This is a genomic window from Puniceicoccus vermicola, from assembly GCF_014230055.1.
Taxonomy (GTDB): Bacteria; Verrucomicrobiota; Verrucomicrobiia; order Opitutales; family Puniceicoccaceae; genus Puniceicoccus; species Puniceicoccus vermicola.
On the sequence record NZ_JACHVA010000099.1, the window covers coordinates 1 to 19964 of the forward strand.

The 19964-nt window shown below is 53.1% G+C and carries 18 protein-coding genes and 1 pseudogene; 5 read left to right on the forward strand and 14 right to left on the reverse strand.

The genetic code is table 11. From position 1 onward, the window contains the following. The 4 genes from H5P30_RS12115 to H5P30_RS22665 all read left to right on the forward strand — a co-directional run. Positions 1–828 (forward strand): ISL3 family transposase (locus H5P30_RS12115; RefSeq protein ID WP_185691362.1); only part of this gene is annotated, 828 nt, incomplete at its 5' end. Continuing rightward, positions 809–1099, forward strand: a complete 291-nt coding sequence (locus H5P30_RS12120) for a transposase (protein ID WP_281388066.1) — start codon at positions 809–811, stop codon at positions 1097–1099. The genes H5P30_RS12115 and H5P30_RS12120, both read left to right, overlap by 20 nt. After that, positions 1093–1773 (forward strand): IS3 family transposase, encoded by a 681-nt coding sequence (locus tag H5P30_RS12125; RefSeq protein WP_185693194.1) that lies wholly within the window; start codon positions 1093–1095, stop codon positions 1771–1773. The genes H5P30_RS12120 and H5P30_RS12125 overlap by 7 nt, the downstream gene beginning before the upstream one ends. Beyond that, entirely contained in the window at positions 1724–1957 is a 234-nt protein-coding gene (locus tag H5P30_RS22665) for an integrase core domain-containing protein (RefSeq protein ID WP_354587808.1), read from the forward strand. Before H5P30_RS12125 ends, H5P30_RS22665 begins: the two co-directional genes overlap by 50 nt. Positions 1958–2284: 327 nt before the next feature. Here the strand turns inward: H5P30_RS22665 and H5P30_RS12130 are convergent, their stop codons facing one another. The 10 genes and pseudogenes from H5P30_RS12130 to H5P30_RS12180 form a co-directional block, all read right to left on the reverse strand. Then, on the reverse strand, positions 2285–4060 hold the full coding sequence (locus H5P30_RS12130; RefSeq protein WP_185693195.1) for a sulfatase family protein: 1776 nt from the start codon (positions 4058–4060) through the stop codon (positions 2285–2287). A gap of 211 nt (positions 4061–4271) precedes the next feature. Beyond that, complete coding sequence (locus tag H5P30_RS12135; RefSeq protein ID WP_185693196.1) at positions 4272–5438, reverse strand: IS4 family transposase; 1167 nt, start codon at positions 5436–5438, stop codon at positions 4272–4274. Positions 5439–5690: 252 nt separating this feature from the next. Further along, positions 5691–6890, reverse strand: a complete 1200-nt coding sequence (locus H5P30_RS12140) for an amylo-alpha-1,6-glucosidase (RefSeq protein WP_185693197.1) — start codon at positions 6888–6890, stop codon at positions 5691–5693. A gap of 466 nt (positions 6891–7356) precedes the next feature. Then, the gene (locus H5P30_RS12145; protein ID WP_185693198.1) at positions 7357–8097 is read right to left on the reverse strand and encodes a PEP-CTERM sorting domain-containing protein; all 741 of its coding nucleotides are present in this window, start codon (positions 8095–8097) and stop codon (positions 7357–7359) included. A gap of 19 nt (positions 8098–8116) precedes the next feature. Beyond that, a complete protein-coding gene (locus H5P30_RS22070; protein ID WP_343075443.1) occupies positions 8117–8614 on the reverse strand; it encodes an alpha-L-fucosidase in 498 nt (165 codons plus the stop codon). Continuing rightward, positions 8568–8858: pseudogene (locus tag H5P30_RS22505) on the reverse strand (alpha-L-fucosidase); the annotation flags it as partial. The pseudogene H5P30_RS22505 and the gene H5P30_RS22070, both read right to left, overlap by 47 nt. Before the next feature lie 141 nt (positions 8859–8999). Further along, the gene (locus H5P30_RS12165) at positions 9000–11111 is read right to left on the reverse strand and encodes a hypothetical protein (RefSeq protein WP_185693201.1); all 2112 of its coding nucleotides are present in this window, start codon (positions 11109–11111) and stop codon (positions 9000–9002) included. A 42-nt stretch (positions 11112–11153) separates the two neighbouring features. Further along, positions 11154–11741 carry a sugar-binding protein gene (locus H5P30_RS12170; RefSeq protein WP_185693202.1) on the reverse strand — a complete coding sequence of 196 codons (588 nt, stop codon included), beginning with the start codon at positions 11739–11741 and terminating at the stop codon, positions 11154–11156. Between the two features lie 353 nt (positions 11742–12094). After that, positions 12095–13162, reverse strand: a complete 1068-nt coding sequence (locus H5P30_RS12175; protein ID WP_185693203.1) for a glycoside hydrolase family 130 protein — start codon at positions 13160–13162, stop codon at positions 12095–12097. After that, the gene (locus H5P30_RS12180; protein ID WP_185693204.1) at positions 13071–14957 is read right to left on the reverse strand and encodes a glycoside hydrolase family 2 protein; all 1887 of its coding nucleotides are present in this window, start codon (positions 14955–14957) and stop codon (positions 13071–13073) included. The genes H5P30_RS12175 and H5P30_RS12180 overlap by 92 nt, the downstream gene beginning before the upstream one ends. A gap of 654 nt (positions 14958–15611) precedes the next feature. Here H5P30_RS12180 and H5P30_RS12185 point away from each other — a divergent pair. Beyond that, positions 15612–16445, forward strand: coding sequence for an ATP-binding protein (locus H5P30_RS12185; protein WP_185693205.1), 834 nt, complete (start codon positions 15612–15614; stop codon positions 16443–16445). Between the two features lie 545 nt (positions 16446–16990). Here the strand turns inward: H5P30_RS12185 and H5P30_RS12190 are convergent. The 4 genes from H5P30_RS12190 to H5P30_RS12205 are packed head-to-tail and all read right to left on the reverse strand — an operon-like array spanning position 16991 to position 19963. After that, positions 16991–17701 carry an ABC transporter ATP-binding protein gene (locus H5P30_RS12190; protein ID WP_185693206.1) on the reverse strand — a complete coding sequence of 237 codons (711 nt, stop codon included), beginning with the start codon at positions 17699–17701 and terminating at the stop codon, positions 16991–16993. Next, complete coding sequence (locus tag H5P30_RS12195; protein ID WP_185693207.1) at positions 17698–18111, reverse strand: PqqD family protein; 414 nt, start codon at positions 18109–18111, stop codon at positions 17698–17700. The genes H5P30_RS12190 and H5P30_RS12195 overlap by 4 nt, the downstream gene beginning before the upstream one ends. A gap of 12 nt (positions 18112–18123) precedes the next feature. After that, a complete protein-coding gene (locus H5P30_RS12200) occupies positions 18124–18894 on the reverse strand; it encodes an ABC transporter ATP-binding protein (protein WP_185693208.1) in 771 nt (256 codons plus the stop codon). Between the two features lie 16 nt (positions 18895–18910). Then, positions 18911–19963 (reverse strand): FtsX-like permease family protein, encoded by a 1053-nt coding sequence (locus H5P30_RS12205; protein ID WP_185693209.1) that lies wholly within the window; start codon positions 19961–19963, stop codon positions 18911–18913. Position 19964: the final 1 nt, after the last annotated feature.

Genomic DNA, 19964 nt, shown 5'->3' on the forward strand with positions numbered 1-19964 from the left:
TTGCCTTGGCACACCGTCAAACGCATTGACAAAGCTAGGTTGGTTCGGGAGTTGCCTGAAGTCGATTACGGTTCGCTCAGAACTCTGGTCATGGATGAGTTCGCATTGCACAAGGGGCACCGCTACGCCTCCGTCGTAGCCGATGCGGACACTCGGCAAGTGCTTTGGATCGGTGAAGGGCGCAGTCGCGAATCCATACGCCCCTTCTTTGAATCACTGGGCGAACACTGCGATCAAATCGAAGCGGTCGCGATGGATCAGAACAGCGCCTTTGACCTGGAGGTGAAGATGCACTGCCCGAATGCGGAAGTCGTCTACGACCTTTTTCATGTCGTTGCCAAATACGGCCGTGAAGTCATCGACCGAGTCCGCGTGGATCAGGCCAATGAACTAAGGCAGAACAAGTCGGCTCGCAGAGCGGTCAAACGTAGCCGATGGTTACTTCTAAAGAACAAGGACAACCTCAATGAAGAAGAACTTGTCAGGCTCGAAGAGCTGATGAATGCCAACCAATCCTTGGCTCAAGTCTACGTCCTGAAAGAACAGCTCAAAGAACTATGGCGAAGCTCAAGCATCTGGGGCGCCTTCAAACGCTGGCGCACATGGTGGAGGATGTGCCGTGAGTCCAAAATCAAACCCCTGCTCGCCTTCGCTGATAAACTCAGACCCTACCTCCGTGGAATCATAGCCTCAGCCAAATACCCACTCAACACCAGCGTGCTCGAGGGCATGAACAACAAGATCAAGGTCATCAAAAGAACCGCTTATGGCTTCAGGGATACGGAATACTTCTTCCTCAAGATTAAGCATGCTTTCCCCGGGAAATGACGATGAACCAAAAAAAAGACATAGCCTAGAATCGATCATGCGTATTCTGCGGGCCTCTGAAACGGGAACGTCAGTAAGCGACTTGTGCCGCGAGCATGAGATCACCGATCAGACGTTTTATCGTTGGAGGCGTAAGTATGCGGGCATGGAGCTGTCGGACGCGCGCAAGCTCAAAGAACTACAGGATGAAAATCGCCGCCTGAAGGCGTTGGTTGCCGACCAGGCCTTGAACATAGAAGTATTGAAGGAGATAAACTCAAAAAAATGGTAAGCCCGGAGCGCAAGAGAAGAACGGTGGCGTCGGTCCTTGAAGAGGGGCCGTGCTCGATGCGCCGGGCTTGTCGCTATCTCGGGCTTGCCCGTTCGAGCTACTATTATCGGGGTTTGTCGAAGTCCGATTACGAGAAGGCTCTGGTGGAACGAGTCGGCGAACTGTCGTTGAAGCATCCGTGCTACGGCTATCGCCGGATCAGGGCACTGCTCGTGCGCGAGGGCTGGCGGGTGAGCCGGAAGAAAGTCCAGCGTCTGCGCAGGGCTGAAGGGCTACAAGGAAAACGCTTCACCAAGAAGAAAAGGCCGAGAGGCACCTCCACGGCCGAATCAATGGTAGTAGCGGCGGAGAAAGCCAATGACGTTTGGAGCTGGGACTTCATCTTTGACACGACTGAGAACGGCAAGAGCGTAAAGATCCTCAGTCTGGTGGACGAAGCCACCTGTTACTGTATCGACCTCCATGTGGATCTTCAGATCTCCTCAGCAAAGGTTCTGGAGGTGCTGGATGCGGCCTGCAAGCGCCACGGAAGGCGCCCGCCATATACGGAGCGACAACGGGCCGGAGTTCATAGCCGCATCGATTCGGCAATGGGTCCAATCCCGCCGGATCGATACGGTTTATATCGAACCGGGTTCTCCCTGGCAGAATCCCTACGTAGAAAGCTTCCATAATCGTTTCCATGGAGAATGCCTAAACCGCAACTGGTTCATCAACGAACTCGATGCCAAGGTGACCATCGCGGACTGGCGTGAAGAATATAATACGGTACATCCACACGGCGGGCTGGACTATCTCAGCGCGGCAAACCAATCAACAAGAACAAAAGCTACAACAACCAGAAACCTGCCGGACTAACATTTAGACTGGTCCAGTTCCGGGGGCTCTTCCAGGCGGAGGGTTGGGCGGAAGGCAGGGTGTTCTCCGTAAGGTTGGAAGGTGAAAATCAGGGAACAAGGGCGTGGTGTTGGTTGGATATTTTGTCATTGATAACCATTACCAAACCCTCCCTGATTTTCACTCATTTACCCCTGGCAAAACCCCTTAACTTACTGCCATTCCGGGCTGACCCTAGGCCCTGATTCTTCAGCCCGGAACGGGTGGCTCCCCACAGCCCAGTCCGAAGGGCTGGGTACCAAACAAAAACCAACGACAAAGGCCTGTAGGGCCGCCTCTCTGATTTATTTATTCCTGCATAAGCGGTAAACTGAGATAAGCCCGGACCTGACTGGGGGTAGGCATTTCGCTTCCCAGTGGTTCAGGTTCCCACCAGGTCAGGGCCGGATGCTGTTCAACCAGCATGTCGATCAGCTTGTCCTGCATTTCGCCGAAAACCCAGCCCTGCGGTGTGCCATAGAGGTTATCTTTTCGCTCCTCATCGCTTTTGCTGAAAATCATATGCTCCCGGGTATCTACGCGGTAGAAGAGGGTCCAGTGCTTCCACTCCAACGCATGAATGGCTCGACCGCAGATAAAGTAAGGACCGCTCTCTGTACCATTACGGTGCAGATTTTGATGGGTGAATTTCCGGCGCCTCTCAATCGTTGAGAGAACCGCATTCTCAATGGATGCCGTGTCGGTTTCATCATGGGGGCCGGATAGAAACAGGATCAGCTCATGTTTGAGCGCATCCACCTTTTCCGCATGACCGGATCGCAGATAGAGGTTCTCGTATTCGAGCGGATCCTCTGCAATATGATACAGCTCGTGGACACTGCCCCCTACGTGATGAACCAGACGCCAGCCGTCTTTCACCACGGCGCGGCGGAAATAGCTTTCACAGAAGGCGGGACGGTGCGGATCGGCGGATTCCCTGCCGGTGCAGACCGGAGCCAAATCATGTCCTTCCACGTGCGCGGGCGTGTCCAGTCCTGCCCAGGAGCAGAAGGTGGGGTAGAGGTCGATGTTTTCGACTGGGGCATCAACCACCTGTCCTTCTTGACCCTGCCCGCGGGGCGGAACGAGCAGAAGGGGAATACGGACCAGCTGATTGCTGCTGGCATGCAGACACTTGTCAAAGATCCTCTTGCGTCCCGCCATGTCGCCATGGTCAGAACAAAAGGCGATCGCGGTATTTTCCGCCAAACCCAGTTCCTCAAGTTTAGCCAGAACGCGCCCCACCTGGTCGTCGATCATTTCGATAATGGTGTAGTACCGCCGCACCACCTCGCGGAAGTTGTCCGGGGTCTGCCAGGTATCCGAGCAGATATCCATCCGCCCCTCAATGCAGATGCGCGGCAGGAGGAGAAGCTGCTCCTCGGTTTCGGGCGGATCCAGCGGTATGCGGTCGAGCGGAATGCGGTCTTCCTCATCCTTTGGAATATTGATGGGTTTATGCGGACGCTCAAACGACATCCAGGCTATAAACGGCTCCTCTTTTTCCGCGCAGTCACTGATGAAGTCCATGGTGCGGTCAGCGGTCCACCGTTCCAGATTGTGTTCATAGGGAACATCAGAGCGCATGGGAGCGGAGGGTTCTTCAGGCATGCGGGGCGGATCGCCCTGGCCGCCGTGGGTCTCATGGGTCGGATAGGAGAGACCGTGCTTTTCCAAATAGGCTCCGTAATGATTATCGGACGGCTGGGCCTGGAACCAGTCGATAGACATGGTAGGCGCTGAAAAATCGGGAACGAAGTGCATTCCCAATGGATCAACGTGAAACTTCCCCACCGCACCGGTCTTCCAGCCATGATCACGAAAATGGTTCATCAAATGCGCAGGCTCACCGCCCATATTACCTAGAAATCCGTACTGCCGGCTGGTCTTGCAGTATTGCCCCGTCAGCATGCTGATCCGCGACGGGGTGCATTGGGGATACTGACAGTACGCCTGTGTGAAACAGGTACCGCGAGCCGCCAGACTGTCGATGTGCGGCGTGCGCAGCACAGGATGTCCCAAACAGGACAGGCAGTCGGCGTTGTGCTGATCCGTCATAATCCAGAGAATATTTGTTTTTCTCATGGGTTGATCCTTTTCCTCCCTATGCAGTATTCAATCCTGAATTTCAACTTATTCGGTTTACCGCAATATCAGACGCAGGCGACGTCTTAATAATCAGAACCAGATGATGGTTTCTCATTGGGTTTAAGGTCACCTGAGAGCACTCGATTGCAAATAGATGAAACCACTACTGTCCAGTTAGCAAGTCACTGAATGTCAACTGATTAAGTAATTAGGGATTGTCAAGATTTGTGCAAAAATCCATAAAGAGCTGATGGAGAGGTGCTTTCTGAAATGCGTTGACGCTCAAAACTTGCAAAATCCGGCTGAGTTTTTCGCCGAATCCATGAATCTTATTGAGACAGGCCACCATGAGGTAAACGCAGATAGCGATCCATATCTGTGTCTTCACCGCGTTTTCGGAGGTGCCGTAGAACGCCTTTATCCTGAGGTTTTGCTTGATCCATTTGAAGAAGAGTTGTTGATGTCGCCGGCCGCTCGGTACGATATGCCAACGATCCCGCTCAGCGGGATAGATTTTGGCGATGGTCACTGCGGACAGGCCGAAATGATTGTTGATAAATACCAAGCTTTTGCCCGTTTCTGGATCGACGAAGCGGATGCGTCTGAGTTTTGCAGGGTAATCCCGTTTGCTCTTCGCGGTCTTCAAACCGACACTATGGTCGCAACGCAAACCACTGGCCTTGTCGACCGGAAGGGAATCACTGACATAGAAAGCCATGTTGCTCTTGGCCCGCGTGACGAAGAATGCTCCTGCTTGATGAATGCGATAAAGCCATGCAAAATCGACGTATTCACGATCCATGACATAGATGCTCGAGGGCTTGAAAATCATCTCGTCGAGTATGCTTACATCATGGACGCTCCCGTCGGTGATGCGCATGAATACCGGGATGGAGCCTCTCAAGTCGATCATCGTGTGCAGCTTGACTGCGGCTTTGGTCTGCCTGAAATGAGCCCACGGGAACATCGAAAGGCACAAGTCGATGGTCGAGGCATCGAGCGCGTAAACCATCTCCTCGATGTCCAATCCGTTGGAATCTTCGACATACAATCGGCGGGCTTTGTGGATCAGTATTTGGGCAAGAGCTTCGTAGACGCGCCAATCACGATTCCCGTTCGCGTAGGCGAGATTGGTCCGGACGATCTTCCCGCGAATACCCATCGCATAGCAATGGGCGCAACCATCTAGGCACGCTTCGATATCCCGCAGAATCTCCCGGAAGGTAATTTGGGCGAAGGCCATGGCAAGAAACTGATCGCGAGCGCTCATGCTCTTGCTTGCCCTTGGCATCGGGTGCAGAGCGATGCAGCGGTTGAACTGCTCGCGATGGATGAGATCTGTGATCTGGGTGAAAATGAGGCGTCCGGAATTCATTCTTTATTGAGAATGAACTCGACCGACATCGGCCAGCACGTTCAAATGCGTCACATGCCTTTTTGTTCATTAAGCACTCAAAATGAATGATTTGCAAAGTTTCAAACTGCCCTTAACTGGACACCAGTGAGATGAAATGATAACTGTTTGAGGAGTAGAGGTATCAGTGGAGGGTGCTCTCACTCTAGTAAGATTAAAGCAACTATCAATGTTCTCAGTGTCCATTTCGTGTATGGACGAATGACCTTTTGATCATTCCATCAAGAGATCTTCTAGCTTCCCTCGTTTAACGGCCTCAAGTGCATATAAGAAAACGCCAGCACTCCATGCCTGATAGGGGTATCCCATTGGAATGCCCGTACAACCATGAAGCCATTCATTACACTCCCACTCTTCTTCGCCTAAACGCAGTGCTTCAGCTAGGTGAATCAGTTCGGTTTTGGCTTTGTCTAAACGATTGGCTTTCACAAGAGCTGCCACGTAAAGTCCACCCACCCATGGCCAGATACCACCATTGTGATATTGGTTTGGAAGGTTGAGGTTGAAAAGTTTCATGTAATCACGCCACTCTTTATCGTTAGGCTCAATGGCTGGGTAAAGGACTCGAACTGGATAGGGCCGGTTAACGCCAACAGCATCAATGTAATCTAGAATACGATCCGTCTCATTGGTTTCCGCAATGCCAGTGAGGATGGTCATTAAATTCGCTGTTGTGTCAAAGTGCTCTCCCCAGTCGCATTGGCTCACCCAAGGTAGAAAGTAAGGCTTGTGTCTTAATTGAGCATGAATCATGGTTCGCAATTGGAAGTGTGTCTTGTCCATTGTGGGGACGTTCTCGGCGACGAGAAAAAGTTTTCTGATGGCTTGTCGCACTTGCTTTGATTTTTCTCGAAACCTAGCAGCATCGTTAGGAAGAATATCTTCTAGTAGCTCTGCGCCAACTCGAAGCGCGGTAGAGTAAAGTACATTTGGGAATAACACATGATCTCTATTTGGCATCAAGTCAGCCCAATCGATCATTTCAGTGGAAATCATGAGATCATTCTTACGTATCTCCATTCCCTCACACCAGTTTAATGCTTTGACGATTCGCTGAGCTTGCTTCTTCCTCCACGATAAATCATGATGTTGATGAGCTATGGCGACACCGAGAATCCACCAAACATTGGCATCTGAGGATCCCCATTCCGTTTGACCACTATCACAATGGACAAGGTAGGGGATTTGTCCAAAGTTATCTTGGTGAGCACCTAGCGTCTCAATCGAAACATCTAAGCAGTTGAGGACAGCGTCGTCTCCATTGATAGAAGCACCTAGCATGGTGATCATTGTGTCTCGAGCCCAGACCTGAGAGTAACCATCAGAGGACGCGCATAACCCTCGAGGAGTGAAACTTTTTTTGATAACTTTACGAGCGGCTGCTTCGGCATCAAAGAGTAACTGATCGTTCATGTTTATCATTGTTTATACATGTCATTTTGCGGGTTAAAGTGCACCGCTGGAGGACGGTGTTTTTCATGTGGTTCTCGAGTAGTTTTGTCGAGGCCTGATTATGGGAAGCTTTCGGATATTGTACCCCTGGCGGGGTATGGGGGGATGGCATTAGATTAAGGGTGTGTGCGGGATAAAATTGCTCTTAAAACAAGCAAAAGACTCGCCCCGGCCTAGGCAAAAACTCAAAAACCGGATTCGCCAGAAGAAAAATCAGTCGCAAGGCAGCTTAAACTAGTGCCTTTCGGGTAGTCCCCCCCAGTGATGTAAGTATAGGCCCATTTGGGTTCGATAATTCCCCATGGAACAATCGAGATCGGCGGGGGTGAGTGATGGCTGGTTAAAAAAGCCCGTTTCCGAAGCTCGGAAAACCAGAAATAGGTTTTTACGATGTTCGGAAACGGGCGGTTATCCAGCTCGTCCGGTTTTATCTGCGTTTACGAAAATAACCGAGGCCTGCCAGTGATGCAATATACATCAATGCAAGACTTGAGGGTTCTGGAACGGCGACTAAAGATAATGTCATTTCATCCAAACGAAAATCGTCAGTTTCTCCTGCTCCCAGAGCAAAACCCACCCGAGTACCATTAGCAATTTGAGTCCCGGGGAAAAAATCAAAACCCTCTCCATCATAAGGAGAACCACTGGCGGTGGCAGTTGTAATGTATTCAGTGTCAGAAATACCATCGACTACCATACGAATGTCAGTAATCGTCCCTTGATTTCCCGTTTGGATTCGAGTAATCGCTAATTCGAACCCCGCAGGTAAGTCAGCACTTCCTAAATCGAAGGTGAAAGCCAGCATCGTATCAGGACCAATATTATTTAAGGGACTATTAGGATTCACACCCCAGCCACTATTAGAATTTGCAGAAATACCATTAGCATTCGTCTCATCCGAAATGTCGACCCCCGTCATGGTGAAGGATGCCAGTGCCTGTACTGTAACGTCAATCGTACCCGTCACACCCGCCAAGGTTCCGCTTAAAAGTAAATCATTACTTGGTTGAACACCGCTCCTCGAGGGAGTCGTCGTCAAGTCTGACATTGTAAAAGTGTAACTAGGATTCGTGCTAGAACCTCCTCCCGCAAAGTCCATAAGCAAGGCAGCAGATGCGCTTCCGGTCACGAATAAGGAGAGTAAAAATATTTTGGAGATGGTTTTCATGGAATTCCTGTTCATTGGGTTAAAATAGTAGACTGCATGAATGAATACGAGGAGCGGTTTCTGGGTTGGGATGGATGCGACGATGAAGGTATTCATGGGGAGATGAGGGCCGGATGTCAAACTGAAGGTGCAGTCCCGCTTTCTTGGAATCGAAGGTCTGGCCATCGGTATTCGTAGACTTTGCGCAAGCCTCCAAATGAGGACAAAAAGAACCCACATGCGCATTCATCTCCTCCGCCTTCCATTGCTTGGAATTGAACGGCCACCAGCCGTCGTACCAGAGGACATCCACGGAATTGAATCTTGTGACCAGCTCCCGAATTCGCTCAAAGGTATTGCCGATGAATTCCTCATAGGCGTCCTTGCTTTCCAAAGCATCGCATGAATCCGGCTGATCCATCCAGTTGTTCAGACTGTGATAGAGTGCCACTTTCAGGTCCCGATCCCGGGCCGCGGTCGAATTCCTCCACCAGGTCCCGACCGCATGCGGCCATGGAATTGAAATCGGACAATTCAGTGTCGTAGAGGTGGAACCCTTCGTGGTGCATGGTGGTCAGGTTTACGTACTTCATGACTCCTGCGACTGCCAGGTCGCACAGTGCTTCCGCATCAAATTTCGCGGCCGTGAATTACTCGGCGAGTTTACGGTATTCGGCCGGGACAATCCTCTCCCGGTTCATGACCCATTCGCCCAGTCCCAGCAGAATGAACAGGCCATAGTGAACAAACATTCCGTATCGCGCTTCTGAAAACCAATCCATTTTTATTCCTTATAATTGAGTTCTGTTAGAGATGACGGGAGACAGGACTGCATTGCTTATCCTGATAGAATGTTGGAGTTAAGTTGAATCGATATGCATCATTATCAAGGTGAAAAACCCCTGTCTGACCTATCTTCTGCGTCATATTGCCTCGATTCTGTAAACTCTCCAAGGCTCTAGCCTCCGTTCCTCTGTTGACCGTCCGGTCAACAACTCGACCGGTTGTCCCTCGGTCCACGTCCCTTCTATAAAGGACCAGAGCAGTTGTTCACCCTGATCGCCTTCCCAAAGAACCCCGGCATCGTCGGCAAGGACCGTGCGACGCTTCATTATTCCACGGGCGGCCTTGTACATGGCGAAATACTTCTTCATGGTCGCCACGGATGTTTCATTCCACTTGTCCCGCGGCACCTGATGTAGTCTCAGACTTGGCACCCTGCGATGCGCAAAGCAGCGGAAGACCAGTTCGGGGGAAACCTCGCCCGAGAGCAATGCTTCATTGCTGATGCCCGTGTTGTTCAGGTCGATGGTCGTGTCGTAGGAGTAGCCTAAAAGGTCGCCGGCATAGACGTTGCCACCGTGCAAACCGCAACAACTATGGCTGGAGAAGGCGACGAGAGCCTCGGGTTTGACATAGAGTCCGCGGCGCGCCATCTCGGCATAGAGCCCGGCCATCCTGTCAAACTGCGGGCGCATTGATCCGTCGGAGTAATCCACCTGCCACCACCCCAAGTTCGAGTAGCTATCCCAGAGATAACCGCTCAATCCCGTCCGCTCACAGACGCCGAGCAGGTTTTCACAGAGATAGTCATATACGGGGCTGTTCAGGTTGAGCGTCCAGCAGGAATTAGGGTAACCCGTCCAGGGATGCCGTCCCGATTCCTGTCCCGCAATGGCGCCATTCATCCCGTGCTTGAAATGCTCACGGCTCGGAACATCCGCATGGGCATCCTCGAGGCATTGCGGACCGTCGACGATGACGCTGTGTGGATGCACGTGAGCTGCCATCCATGAAATGACCTTGACGCCTTTGCCGGATGCTCGGTCGCAGAGCCGTTTGAGCGCCGCTTCGCCGCCATGGGCTGCGGCGACTTTGAAATCGAGCACACAACACATGTTACGATGTTGGTATTTCTCAAAGATCGTCCCTTTCTGTTTTTCAAGCGGAACTACCGCCGCAAGGCTCTCCTTGAGCGCCTCTCCCTGTTCCCAGCAGACATCGACAAAGATCTGGTCCATGCCGAATTCAGCAGCGGTCTCTAGCACATGCTCGTAAGTGGTGTCGAAGTTAAATCCGCTCCAGACATTCTCGCTAAGCGTGAGCCGCGGAGGCTCTTCCTCGGGGATGCCGAACTGGCGCTGGCTCATCTCGCGATCACGATCCTGTAGTTCTGTCCACAGGTTGAGTGCGGCAGTATGCTCGAGAATATCCGGGCAATGCAAAATCGTTTTCGGGTTAGTGGAGATCTGCCCACTCTGTTCGAACCAATGAAAATCGTTGATGCGAATGGCATCCTCGCCGGTATTGCTCTCGAGGGTGGTTCGCACCAGACTGACTTGATCAAACCAGCCCACGAGAATTCCTTCCTGCCCGTATTGCATGTCGAAACCCGGCAGCAAGCTCCAGCGCGCCCACATATTACCGGGCAGCAGGTTTGCCCAGTTGTCGAGACCGACGGTTGAGTAGGTCGTCTCACGAGCGATCCGCATCCGTGGCGGGGTCAGCCAGTTGCGACAGACCAGATTAACATCGTCAAGATTGCCACCCAACTCCCAGGATCCTCGATCAAGCAACCGGTGAATCGGGCAGGCTTCGCCCGTGTATTCGAACCAGTAGGTAAACCCACTAAAGACCCGCCTTCCGATTTCGGCGGCGGCAGGCTTGAAGCAAATCGCCAGCTTCACACTTAGTGGCGGTGCATCGAAAGAACGGTTTCGAAAACACAGATCACCGGAACAATCGCGCCGTTCACGGAACGGAAAGTCCGAGTTGCTTTCTGTTTGGAGTTCCACGCGTGTCACGTCGCCGTCCTGCGCGACACTGAGCAACATAAAGCGGTCAAAGACCTCGCCCTGATAGCTATCGAACCAGGGCAGAAAAGGCACCTGCGCATTGCGTAAATGCGTCCCATTGACGGTTACTGCGCCAATCGAGCGCAGGCAGCCCTTATGCGTAACCAGTTCTATACTGGTGTTGTCAAATTCAATTCTACTTATTGGTTTCTCTTTTATTTCCATTTTTATTTCACTCAATTTAGTTCTGTTCCAGCAGTCGTCCTGCTTTAATAAAGTCTGTCATTTCCAGATGTCCGTCCACATCCCGCCACCACATCCCGCCACCGCGTCACCGCCACGAGGCGGAGCTTCGACGCCCAGGGTGGTCCAGGGGACCCGGTATTCAAAGGTATAGCCTTTGCCGTCGGGTGTGGGAATATAGGCCGACTGAAATTTCTCTTCGGGGGCAATGCTGAAACGGCCCCAATCCGGATTTTCCGGACGGTAGGACATGCCTTTATATAGCTGAAGAACTGGCAGGTCTTTGTCGGTGTAATACCAAAGTGTGAGGTGCTTGATATCATCCCTCGAATCAACAAGTTCCTTGTTTCGGCTATACTTAAAGGCGCTTTCTTCTTCAGGATATTCTCTCGAAGGATCGACTGTGATGCGAAATTGTGCAGAATCTGCATCCCAGCCCTTATCCCCCGTCACATCGGGGTTGTGCCGGTTCATCATTGGGGTAGGGTCGCGCACCTCTCCGCTGAGATAGAGCGCATTGGCATCGTACATGATGGCAAACTTGGCATTTTGTTTGTCCTGAAGAGACTGGAACACAAACATCTCGATCTGACCGGAAAGGTCCCAGTCGCCGAGCTTGCCATCCACGGTGACTTCGTCAGGAACGGGGACCGCGTAGAGCTGTTTGTGTCTCCCTTTACCGGTTTGATCCTCTTCGCCATGGAGGGAGGGGGCAGCGTCAGGAATGAGAGGGGGATAAGACTGAGAGTTAAAATCAGGGATGGGATTTTCATAAAACTTGGGTTGGAGGAAAGTCGAAAATTGGATGAGGATTAATTTAGGTTCAGCGAGCGAAAGTCAGGTTGTAAATGGTTATAACCACCTTCGTCAATGGCTTGCCGGAGGCAGGGCTTTTATACGGGCTATTGATTTAGGTGTGTTTGGATGGTGGATACGTTCGGGTGAAGGCCATCAGGTGGCTTTCGGGGGAGCCTGAGCCTTTAGATCTCGTTTTCGCCGGAGATTTTCAAATGATTGAGAAGATCGGAAAGTTGCACCCGAGCTCCGCAGGTTACGAGGTCGCCGCCGCCGTAGTAAAGTTCCACACTGCCGTCCCCGGGCACGATGGTTCCGTTGTGAAAGACGACATTGGGCATGAAGCCACCCTCGCATTCATAGGAGGTTTCCGGAATGAAGAAAGGCTTCTCCGAGCGGGCCAGAACCTTCGAGGGCTTATCGAGGTCGAGAAGAAGAATGCCGAGGCAGTAGCGCGTGTCGTAATCAGCCGCGTGGTAGAATGCGAGCCAGCCTTCGGGTGTTTTGATCGGAGCGCTTCCGGCACCCACTCGTTCGCAATCCCAGTGTCCAGAGCGGGGACCGATGATGTACTCGTGACGCCCCCAGTCGAGCATGTCGGTCGAGGAGGCGGTCCAGATCGAGGGCTTTCCCGTGTGTACCACCGCCGGACGGTGGAAAGCCTGATAGCGACCGTTGATCTTCTCCGGGAAGAGGGCGACATCTTTGTTGTCGGGGCCGAAGATGATGCCTTTCCGCTTAAAGTTTTTGAAGTCCGTCGTCGTGATCAGTGAGGTGACTACGCCAAAATCGGAGGCGGCGGTGTAGTTGATGTAATAGGTTCCCTCAATTTCCGTAATCCTAGCGTCCTCGATGCCGAAGGCTTCGTAGTGGCCGACGGGAAAGATGCTGGGTTGATCGTCAATCGTGAAGTTGAGTCCGTCGTCCGAGGTGGCGATTCGGAGGTGACTGAGGCTGGTCAGGTAGATCTTGCCCTTGTGTTTGAAAAAGCGGGGATCGGGCAGTTCGAGATCGGGGTCATCCTTTCTGAATTGCTGGATATGCACCTCGCCGGTTTCAGGATCAAAAATGGGGGTCGCCACGCAGCCCTTGTCTGGTGTGGCCATTTCGGCCACCCGCAGCAGGAGCAGACGCTTTCCACCGTAGAGAGTCGCTCCCGGGTTAAAGGCACACATGATCTCCACATCCGGGCGGGACGGCTTGATATCCGCGGGCGTGAAAAGTGGATTGGTGGGAAGGCGTTCGATTTGCATGATGGTGGTTGGTTTGTAAAGGAGAAGGCAAAGAGGAATCTAGAGCTGCTTTGGGGTTGGCGTCGCGGTCAGGATACAAACTACGGGGAATCGGCCAGCAGGCATCGAATGCTTTATGATGAATCCAGACCGGATCGTCAGGATCGGGCAGGTCCGGGGCAACGCTGTCTAAAACATGCGCGATGCTTTCCCGGGAAGCAATCCCTTCCACCGAAGCCTCGGAATAGAAGTGCTCTTTGGCGTCGTTCCAGAAGTCATATAGGTTGTCGTAGTCGCGCATGCGCTGATCGCCGAGCCGGGGATTAAAGTTCCAGATGCCGTGCGGTTCACCTTCACCTTCCATGCCGGAGGTCGGCTGGAACGGCCGGGTGCCGTCAAGCTTCTCAAACAGCCCGCCGATGAACAGCAATACTAGGTTGCGGTACGGGTCGTTACCACCGATCATCTCTTGGTCGTTCCAAAACCGCATGGAGAAATCGGATTTGGCCGCATTCATCTCCGGGGTTCCGCTTTCCAGGGCATCCCAATAATGAAAATGCTCGTTTCCCCCCGTCCACATCACAATAGAGGGGTGCGGATTGAGACGGGGCACGAAGTCTTCCATCTCTTGTTTGACAAGGCGAAGAAAGTCCTCTCTCTCCGGAACCTTTTCACAGGCCAGTGGAAACTCCTGCATGACCATCAGACCGAGCCGGTCACAGGTTTCGTAAAAAGAGGCCTTTTCAATCAACCCTCCTCCCCATACGCGGATGATATTAAAATGCGACCGGGCGTAGGGGGTGAGCTGTGATTCGTAACGCTCGCGGGTCATTGCAGCAAAACAGCAGTCACCCGGCACCCAGTTTGCACCGCGCAAAAATACCCGGCGACCATTGATCATCAGTTGGTGCGGGGTGTCGTTGGGTCTCTGACCCTGTGCGGGTTCTTTGCGAACTTCTCGCAAACCTGTGAGGACGGCGTATTCATCCAGGGTTTCACCTTCCACGGCCACAGAAATGGCCAGCTCCACTAGGTCCGGACGGCCAAGACCGTTCGGCCACCACAACGTCGGGTTCGTTAAGGTTACGGGGAGGACGAAATCACGGTCACCGACCACGCTGAATCTGTGCTTGTGGCCGTCAAGCTGAACCGTGATCGTGGCGGCCGCGACCGGTTCGCTGAGATGCACGTACACCATGCAATCAGCCCGGTTGCGGTTGCTGAGACGGGTCTGAACCCAGGCACTCCGAACATGTCGCCGTTGGCGTTCAACCAATTCCACGTCGTCCCAGATTCCGGCAGTGAGCAGAGGCGGGGCCCAGTCCCAGCCCTTGCTAAAGCGGGCCTTCAGGCCGTGATTCAAGGGGAGTTCCCCCGCGTTGTGTCCCGCCATACGCTCGACAACAAAAGTCGGTGGGAATATCCGAACCTCCACGGTGTGGAGCCCGGGCGTCAACGGGACTTCGGTGTGGGAGAACATGCCGTCCTTACGGATCCGCTCCTCCCCGTCGACATCGATGCGGAAACTGTAGTCGATGCCCTTGAAGCACAATACGATCTCTCTGTCGGCGTTGACATGCGGCACATCAATCTCGCGACGGTACACCCAGGTCTTGTCGGCCATCCACGCAACCTTCTCGGTATCGAGCCCCTGATAGAGCTGGTTTAGCGGAAGGCCGTGGGCCGAGGTCTGTACATGAAGGGGCAGGTCCACATCCACCCACTCATGAGCGTTGTGCGGGGCATCGGCATCCTCACAGCGCAGGAGCCAGCCGGAGTTTAGAATCTGATTCGTTTTTTTAAAGTGTATAGGCATGAAATCTCTTTTCGCTCTGAAGCGTCAAGAAGTGGACTCCAGTGGGCCGGATAAGTTCGCGACGATCTGGACGCCTCTTTTCTAAAGTTGTTGAAGCGCTTGTCTGCAGAAGTCGTCGAAGTTGAAGTGAACGGCCTGTCGGTGGTCTATCATTGGTTCTGATGACTAAGTTTTTTTGTATAGTAATCATTACTATGCAAGGCAAAAATTTTTCTCTTACAGATGTGTCATGAGAAATTGAAACTCATAAGATAAAGAAAGATATGATCTTATAAAAATTAAGATGAGAGTTTTGAGAGTTGGTGGGAATTGGGTTCTTGGGATTGGTTGCAAAATGTAAGGCTTACAATATGCGGGAGAATAGCTCCCAACCAGTGATACGCCGGGAAGTTTGGTGGATGTGAATATGGATCCGCTTCGTCGAGGATACCTCGCCGATCACGCATTTACTCCCTCCTGCGACCTTACGCTCTGCGGAGTGGGTTGAGGGTTGTTGATGCGGGCCAGACCGTTATCGATAGGATAGTATTTTTTTGGGACAAGATAATACTCGGATGCAGGCGAGCATTTTATTTTTTTAAAGTTGAACTTTAAAATTGTCTAATCGGTGTCTTTTCAATAGTTTTTATTGATCGAGATTTACGGAATCCACTGTTGGTCAACGCAAAGCGCTATCCTGTGGTTACGGTGCTCGGGCCGCGTCAATCGGGTAAAACAACGCTGGTGCGTTCGCTATTTCCCGACCACGGCTACTGCAACCTCGAAGACCCGGAACTACGTGCTTTGGCGACTCGGGACCCCAAGGAGTTTTTGCATCGACACCGTCCTCCGCTGATTCTGGATGAAGTGCATCGGGTGCCTTCGCTGCTCAGTCTCCTGCAGGTGCGGATCGACGAGCGTCCCGCCGAAAAAGGAGCTTTCATACTGACAGGGTCGCACCGGCCCCGCATACGTGAAAGCATCGGTCAGTCGCTTGCGGGCCGCACTTCAATCCTGAAGTTGCTCCCCTTGTCCATAGCCGAACTTTCGGCCTGGGGCGTCACGCAGGATCGCGATGCGCTGCCTGCCAACGATCTCTACCGCAGTTTTTACGAGACCTATGTCGAACGCGATGTGCGCCAGTTGATCGAATTGCGGAACTTGCAAGCCTTCGAGTTGTTCATGAAGCTGTTGGCCGGGCGTGTGGGGCAGCTGCTGAATCTGCATGCGCTGGCAGGTGAGATTGGCGTCAGTTCACCGACGCTTCGCGAGTGGTTGTCCGTGCTGGAGGCATCGTTTGTCGTCTTTCTCTTGCCTCCTTACTACAACAATTTCACGGAACCTGGGTTGGCGGCATACCTTTTGGAGATACGGACGCCGCAGCAAATGAGTCGGGATCCACTGCTGGGAAACCTGTTTGAAAATCTGGTGGTGATGGAGGCGCTTAAATCGCGATGGAATCAGGGGGTCGATCCGGATCTCTACCACATCCGCGATCAGGGGGGTTGAGATTGACCTTGTGCTTTCACGTCAACGCCAATTGTTCCCTTTCGAGATTAAAGCGGCACGGAGCTACCGGGAAGAATCTTTCAAAAATTTTGATAAAGCAGCGGGATGGAGTGATTCGATCCAGCCCGGTGCGGTGATTTATGCGGGAAAGGAAGAACAAATCGTGCAAGGCCATTCCCTGCTGCCATTTGAGAAAGCGAGTTCCGGGTTTCAAGTCAGATCAGGGGCCTAACACGAGTCGTTGCGTAAGAAGGGCGTTTTTTTTTCTGTCTGGTCCTCTAAAACTTGGGTGTCCTTAAAGTTGCAGGATAACTGCTTCGGGTGTGTCTTCAGGCAGTTCCGACCGAAGGGACCGCTCGACCTCGACGCGTGGCGGGCGCGGATACAGTGCCGAGCGCAAGACCGCAGTAATAGTTTCCTTCAGGATCACTGAACATCGTGAAGGAACAAAAGTATTAATTTGTAAAGTATAAAAGCTGGGGGAGCGGCTCGCCCGGCTGGGTTTGTGGGATTATAGCCCCGCAGAAGGTAGGGTTTCCAATTCGTCACTCGTGCAGATCGACCTCGTCGGGAGAGGTGACCTTTTTGATTCTTCCGTCTTCGATCCAGCAGACGCGGGCGGAGGCGGCGAGCATCTTGGGGTCGTGGGTGGAGCAGATGACGGTGACGCCCTGGGTGCGGTTGAGGTCCTTGAGGATCTCGATGATTTCCTCGCCAGTGCGAGTGTCCAGGTTCCCGGTGGGCTCATCTGCAAGAATGACGGCAGGTTTGTTCGCCAAAGCCCGAGCGATGGCGACGCGTTGTTGTTGGCCGCCGGAGAGTTCGAACGGTTTGTGGTGGATTCGGTGGCCGAGACCGACACGCTCGAGGATCTCGGTGCCCCGGCGAGCGGCTGATTTTTTGTCTTCGCCCTGAAAGACCATCGGAAGGGTGACGTTTTGAAGGGCGCTCATGACGCCGATCAAATTGAAGGTCTGAAAGATATAGCCGATCTTGTTACAGCGAAACCAAGCTTGCTCAGGCTCGGTGAGGTCGAATACCGATTGGCCGTCGAAGATGACCTTACCCTCGGTGGGTCGATCCAGGGCGCCGATCTGGTTGAAGTAGGTGGACTTTCCGGAACCGGAGGGTCCCATGATGGAGAGAAACTCTCCCTTATAGATGTCGAGAGTCACCCCTTTGAGCGCCCACACTTCTTCGCCGATAAGCTTGTAGAGCTTTTTGACGTTCTCGGTGCTTATTAATACGTCGCTCATGATGCTTGGTTTCGTTTGGGATGAACTTTGAGTTGGATCAGGTTGCGGCGCATAAGCATCTTGGTAAATCGGACCGTCGCATCTTCGCTATCGGAGGCACTGAGATTATATTTGTTGCGAAGCGCTCGACGGATGGCGAAGAGGTCATTCCTCCCATCGATTTGTCTCCAGAAAAAGGCGCCCCTTTCGTCGAGGGCCACCTGGATCGATTTTCCGGTTTTCGTAACTTTGGCCATTGCCCGTTCGACGAATGTGGTCGGAGGGACGACGGCGTGGAGGTGAAGATCCCCGGTGGAGGAAATGCGCTCCTCGACGGACTCGTGGCGAATGGGAACGGCTTCGAGCGGGTGGGCCCGGTCTTCGGGCGCAGGCGGGATCTGTTTCTTCTTCTGGTGGCGGGAGAGGATCATGAGGGGCTGGGATTAGTGGAATTCGGCACTGGTGAAATCGATCTCGGACGGGTGGGCGACCTTGACGATCTGGCCATCCTTGATCCACATAATACGGTTGGATCGTTTGAGCATCTTGAGGTCGTGAGTGGCCGAGATGATCGTCACCCCTAATTCGTCCTGCAATCGGGTGAGGAGCTCGATCATTTCCTCACCGGTTTTCTGATCGAGGTTGGCGGTGGGTTCGTCGGCGAGCACGATCTCGGGGCTATTGGCGAGCGCCCGGGCAATGGCTACCCGTTGTTGCTGCCCGCCGGAGAGTTCGGTAGGCTTGTGCAACAGGCGTTGTCCGAGCCCGACAAGTTCGAGGATCTCGACAGCTTTGTCTTGAGCGTCGTCCCCGTCCATCCCCGCGAAAGACATTGGGAGAGTCACGTTTTCAAGGCAGGTCATGGTGCCAATCAGATTGTAGGACTGGAAGATGTAGCCGATTTTCCGGCACCGTAGCCAGGCCAGTTCATTGGCGTCGAGTTGGGCGATATCGACCCGATCAATGAAGACCTTGCCGGAGGTGGGCTTGGCAAGACCGCCGATCATGTTGAAGAGCGTAGACTTGCCGGATCCCGAAGGTCCCATGATCGAAAGGTATTCGCCGCGATGGATCGTTAGGGTGGCTCCGCGAAGGGCGTGGGTTTGCACTTTACCCATTGTGTAGGTTTTCCGAATGTCGATTCCACGGATGACCACATCCTCGGAATCTTCATCCGGTCGGGAGAGGAGGTTACTGACTAGCTCGGCTTTCATTGTGGGATTTTCGGGATCAGATGTTGCTGCGCAGGGCGGTCGCAGGGACCATGCGGGAGGCGAAGGAGGCCGGATAGATCGCCGCGAGGATCGACATCAGGATGCCGCAGGCGACGGCGATCAGATAGAGAAAAAGGGCACCGCTGTAATCGATTGAGGCGAATACGAGGCCGAACCCGAAGGTGAAGGCATAAATAACGGCGGCGACGAGGAACCCCAAAACGCCTCCGATGAGGCTGCCGACCAATCCGGTGAGGGCGGACTCGATGAAAAAGATACGGCGGATGAAGGAGCTGAGGGCTCCGAGGCATTTCATGGTCCCGATCTCTTTGAAGCGTTCGGTGACGGACATCAACAGCGAGTTTGTGATGCCGATAATGGTCACCAGCAGCGCGATACTGACGATCCAGATGTTGCGGATCTTCGCCTGGCGCTCCTCTCGCTCAATCCGCTTCAGCTCTTCGGGATCGAGTTTCCTCTCGAGGCGGACGGCGGTGCCGGTGTCCGGGACAGTCTTCAAGAGTTCGGTGCGCGGAGAAGCGACGATCGGCCTGCGCATTTCGGAGAAAGCAGCGGACCAGTTGACGGAAGGTGCAGGTCCGTCGCCGATCAGAAGAACTCCGGAAGCGCCTGCGCCGATTCCTTGGGTAGATTGAAGGGCCAAGAGCGAATCCAGTCTAGGAATCGGTTGACCCGGTTCGGCTTGGTAATATCGAATCTCAGCGACTTCCCGATTGTCGATCTCCTGGAGCAATCTCTCCTCAATAACGGTCAATTTGCCGGTGGCAATAACGCCGAGAACCCTGCCTTCGACCGAACCCGTGTCCGCCTCGAGAAAGCTGATCATTCGTTGCACCTCGCTCCGGATCTCGCGCTCTTCGGACATCCCCTTGCGAATCATGTTCGAGCAGAAGACGGACATGAGGAAGGCGACGCCGAGGACCACGCCCATCATAGTGACGACGGAGCGGCCCATTCGGATACGGATTCCTTGAAGGACAACTTCAAGGGCGACCGAGAACGGAAGTTTGACCTGGGACTGGATGATCTGTGTAGGTTGCCGGGACATG

Coding starts and splice junctions, on each gene's coding strand:
- H5P30_RS12120 (WP_281388066.1), top strand. CDS start 809: ATGCTTTCCCCGGGAAATGACGATGAACCAAAAAAAAGACATAGCCTA.
- H5P30_RS12125 (WP_185693194.1), top strand. CDS start 1,093: ATGGTAAGCCCGGAGCGCAAGAGAAGAACGGTGGCGTCGGTCCTTGAA.
- H5P30_RS12130 (WP_185693195.1), bottom strand. CDS start 4,060: ATGAGAAAAACAAATATTCTCTGGATTATGACGGATCAGCACAACGCC.
- H5P30_RS12135 (WP_185693196.1), bottom strand. CDS start 5,438: ATGAATTCCGGACGCCTCATTTTCACCCAGATCACAGATCTCATCCAT.
- H5P30_RS12140 (WP_185693197.1), bottom strand. CDS start 6,890: ATGAACGATCAGTTACTCTTTGATGCCGAAGCAGCCGCTCGTAAAGTT.
- H5P30_RS12145 (WP_185693198.1), bottom strand. CDS start 8,097: ATGAAAACCATCTCCAAAATATTTTTACTCTCCTTATTCGTGACCGGA.
- H5P30_RS12175 (WP_185693203.1), bottom strand. CDS start 13,162: ATGCAAATCGAACGCCTTCCCACCAATCCACTTTTCACGCCCGCGGAT.
- H5P30_RS12180 (WP_185693204.1), bottom strand. CDS start 14,957: ATGCCTATACACTTTAAAAAAACGAATCAGATTCTAAACTCCGGCTGG.
- H5P30_RS12190 (WP_185693206.1), bottom strand. CDS start 17,701: ATGAGCGACGTATTAATAAGCACCGAGAACGTCAAAAAGCTCTACAAG.
- H5P30_RS12195 (WP_185693207.1), bottom strand. CDS start 18,111: ATGATCCTCTCCCGCCACCAGAAGAAGAAACAGATCCCGCCTGCGCCC.
- H5P30_RS12200 (WP_185693208.1), bottom strand. CDS start 18,894: ATGAAAGCCGAGCTAGTCAGTAACCTCCTCTCCCGACCGGATGAAGAT.
- H5P30_RS12205 (WP_185693209.1), bottom strand. CDS start 19,963: ATGTCCCGGCAACCTACACAGATCATCCAGTCCCAGGTCAAACTTCCG.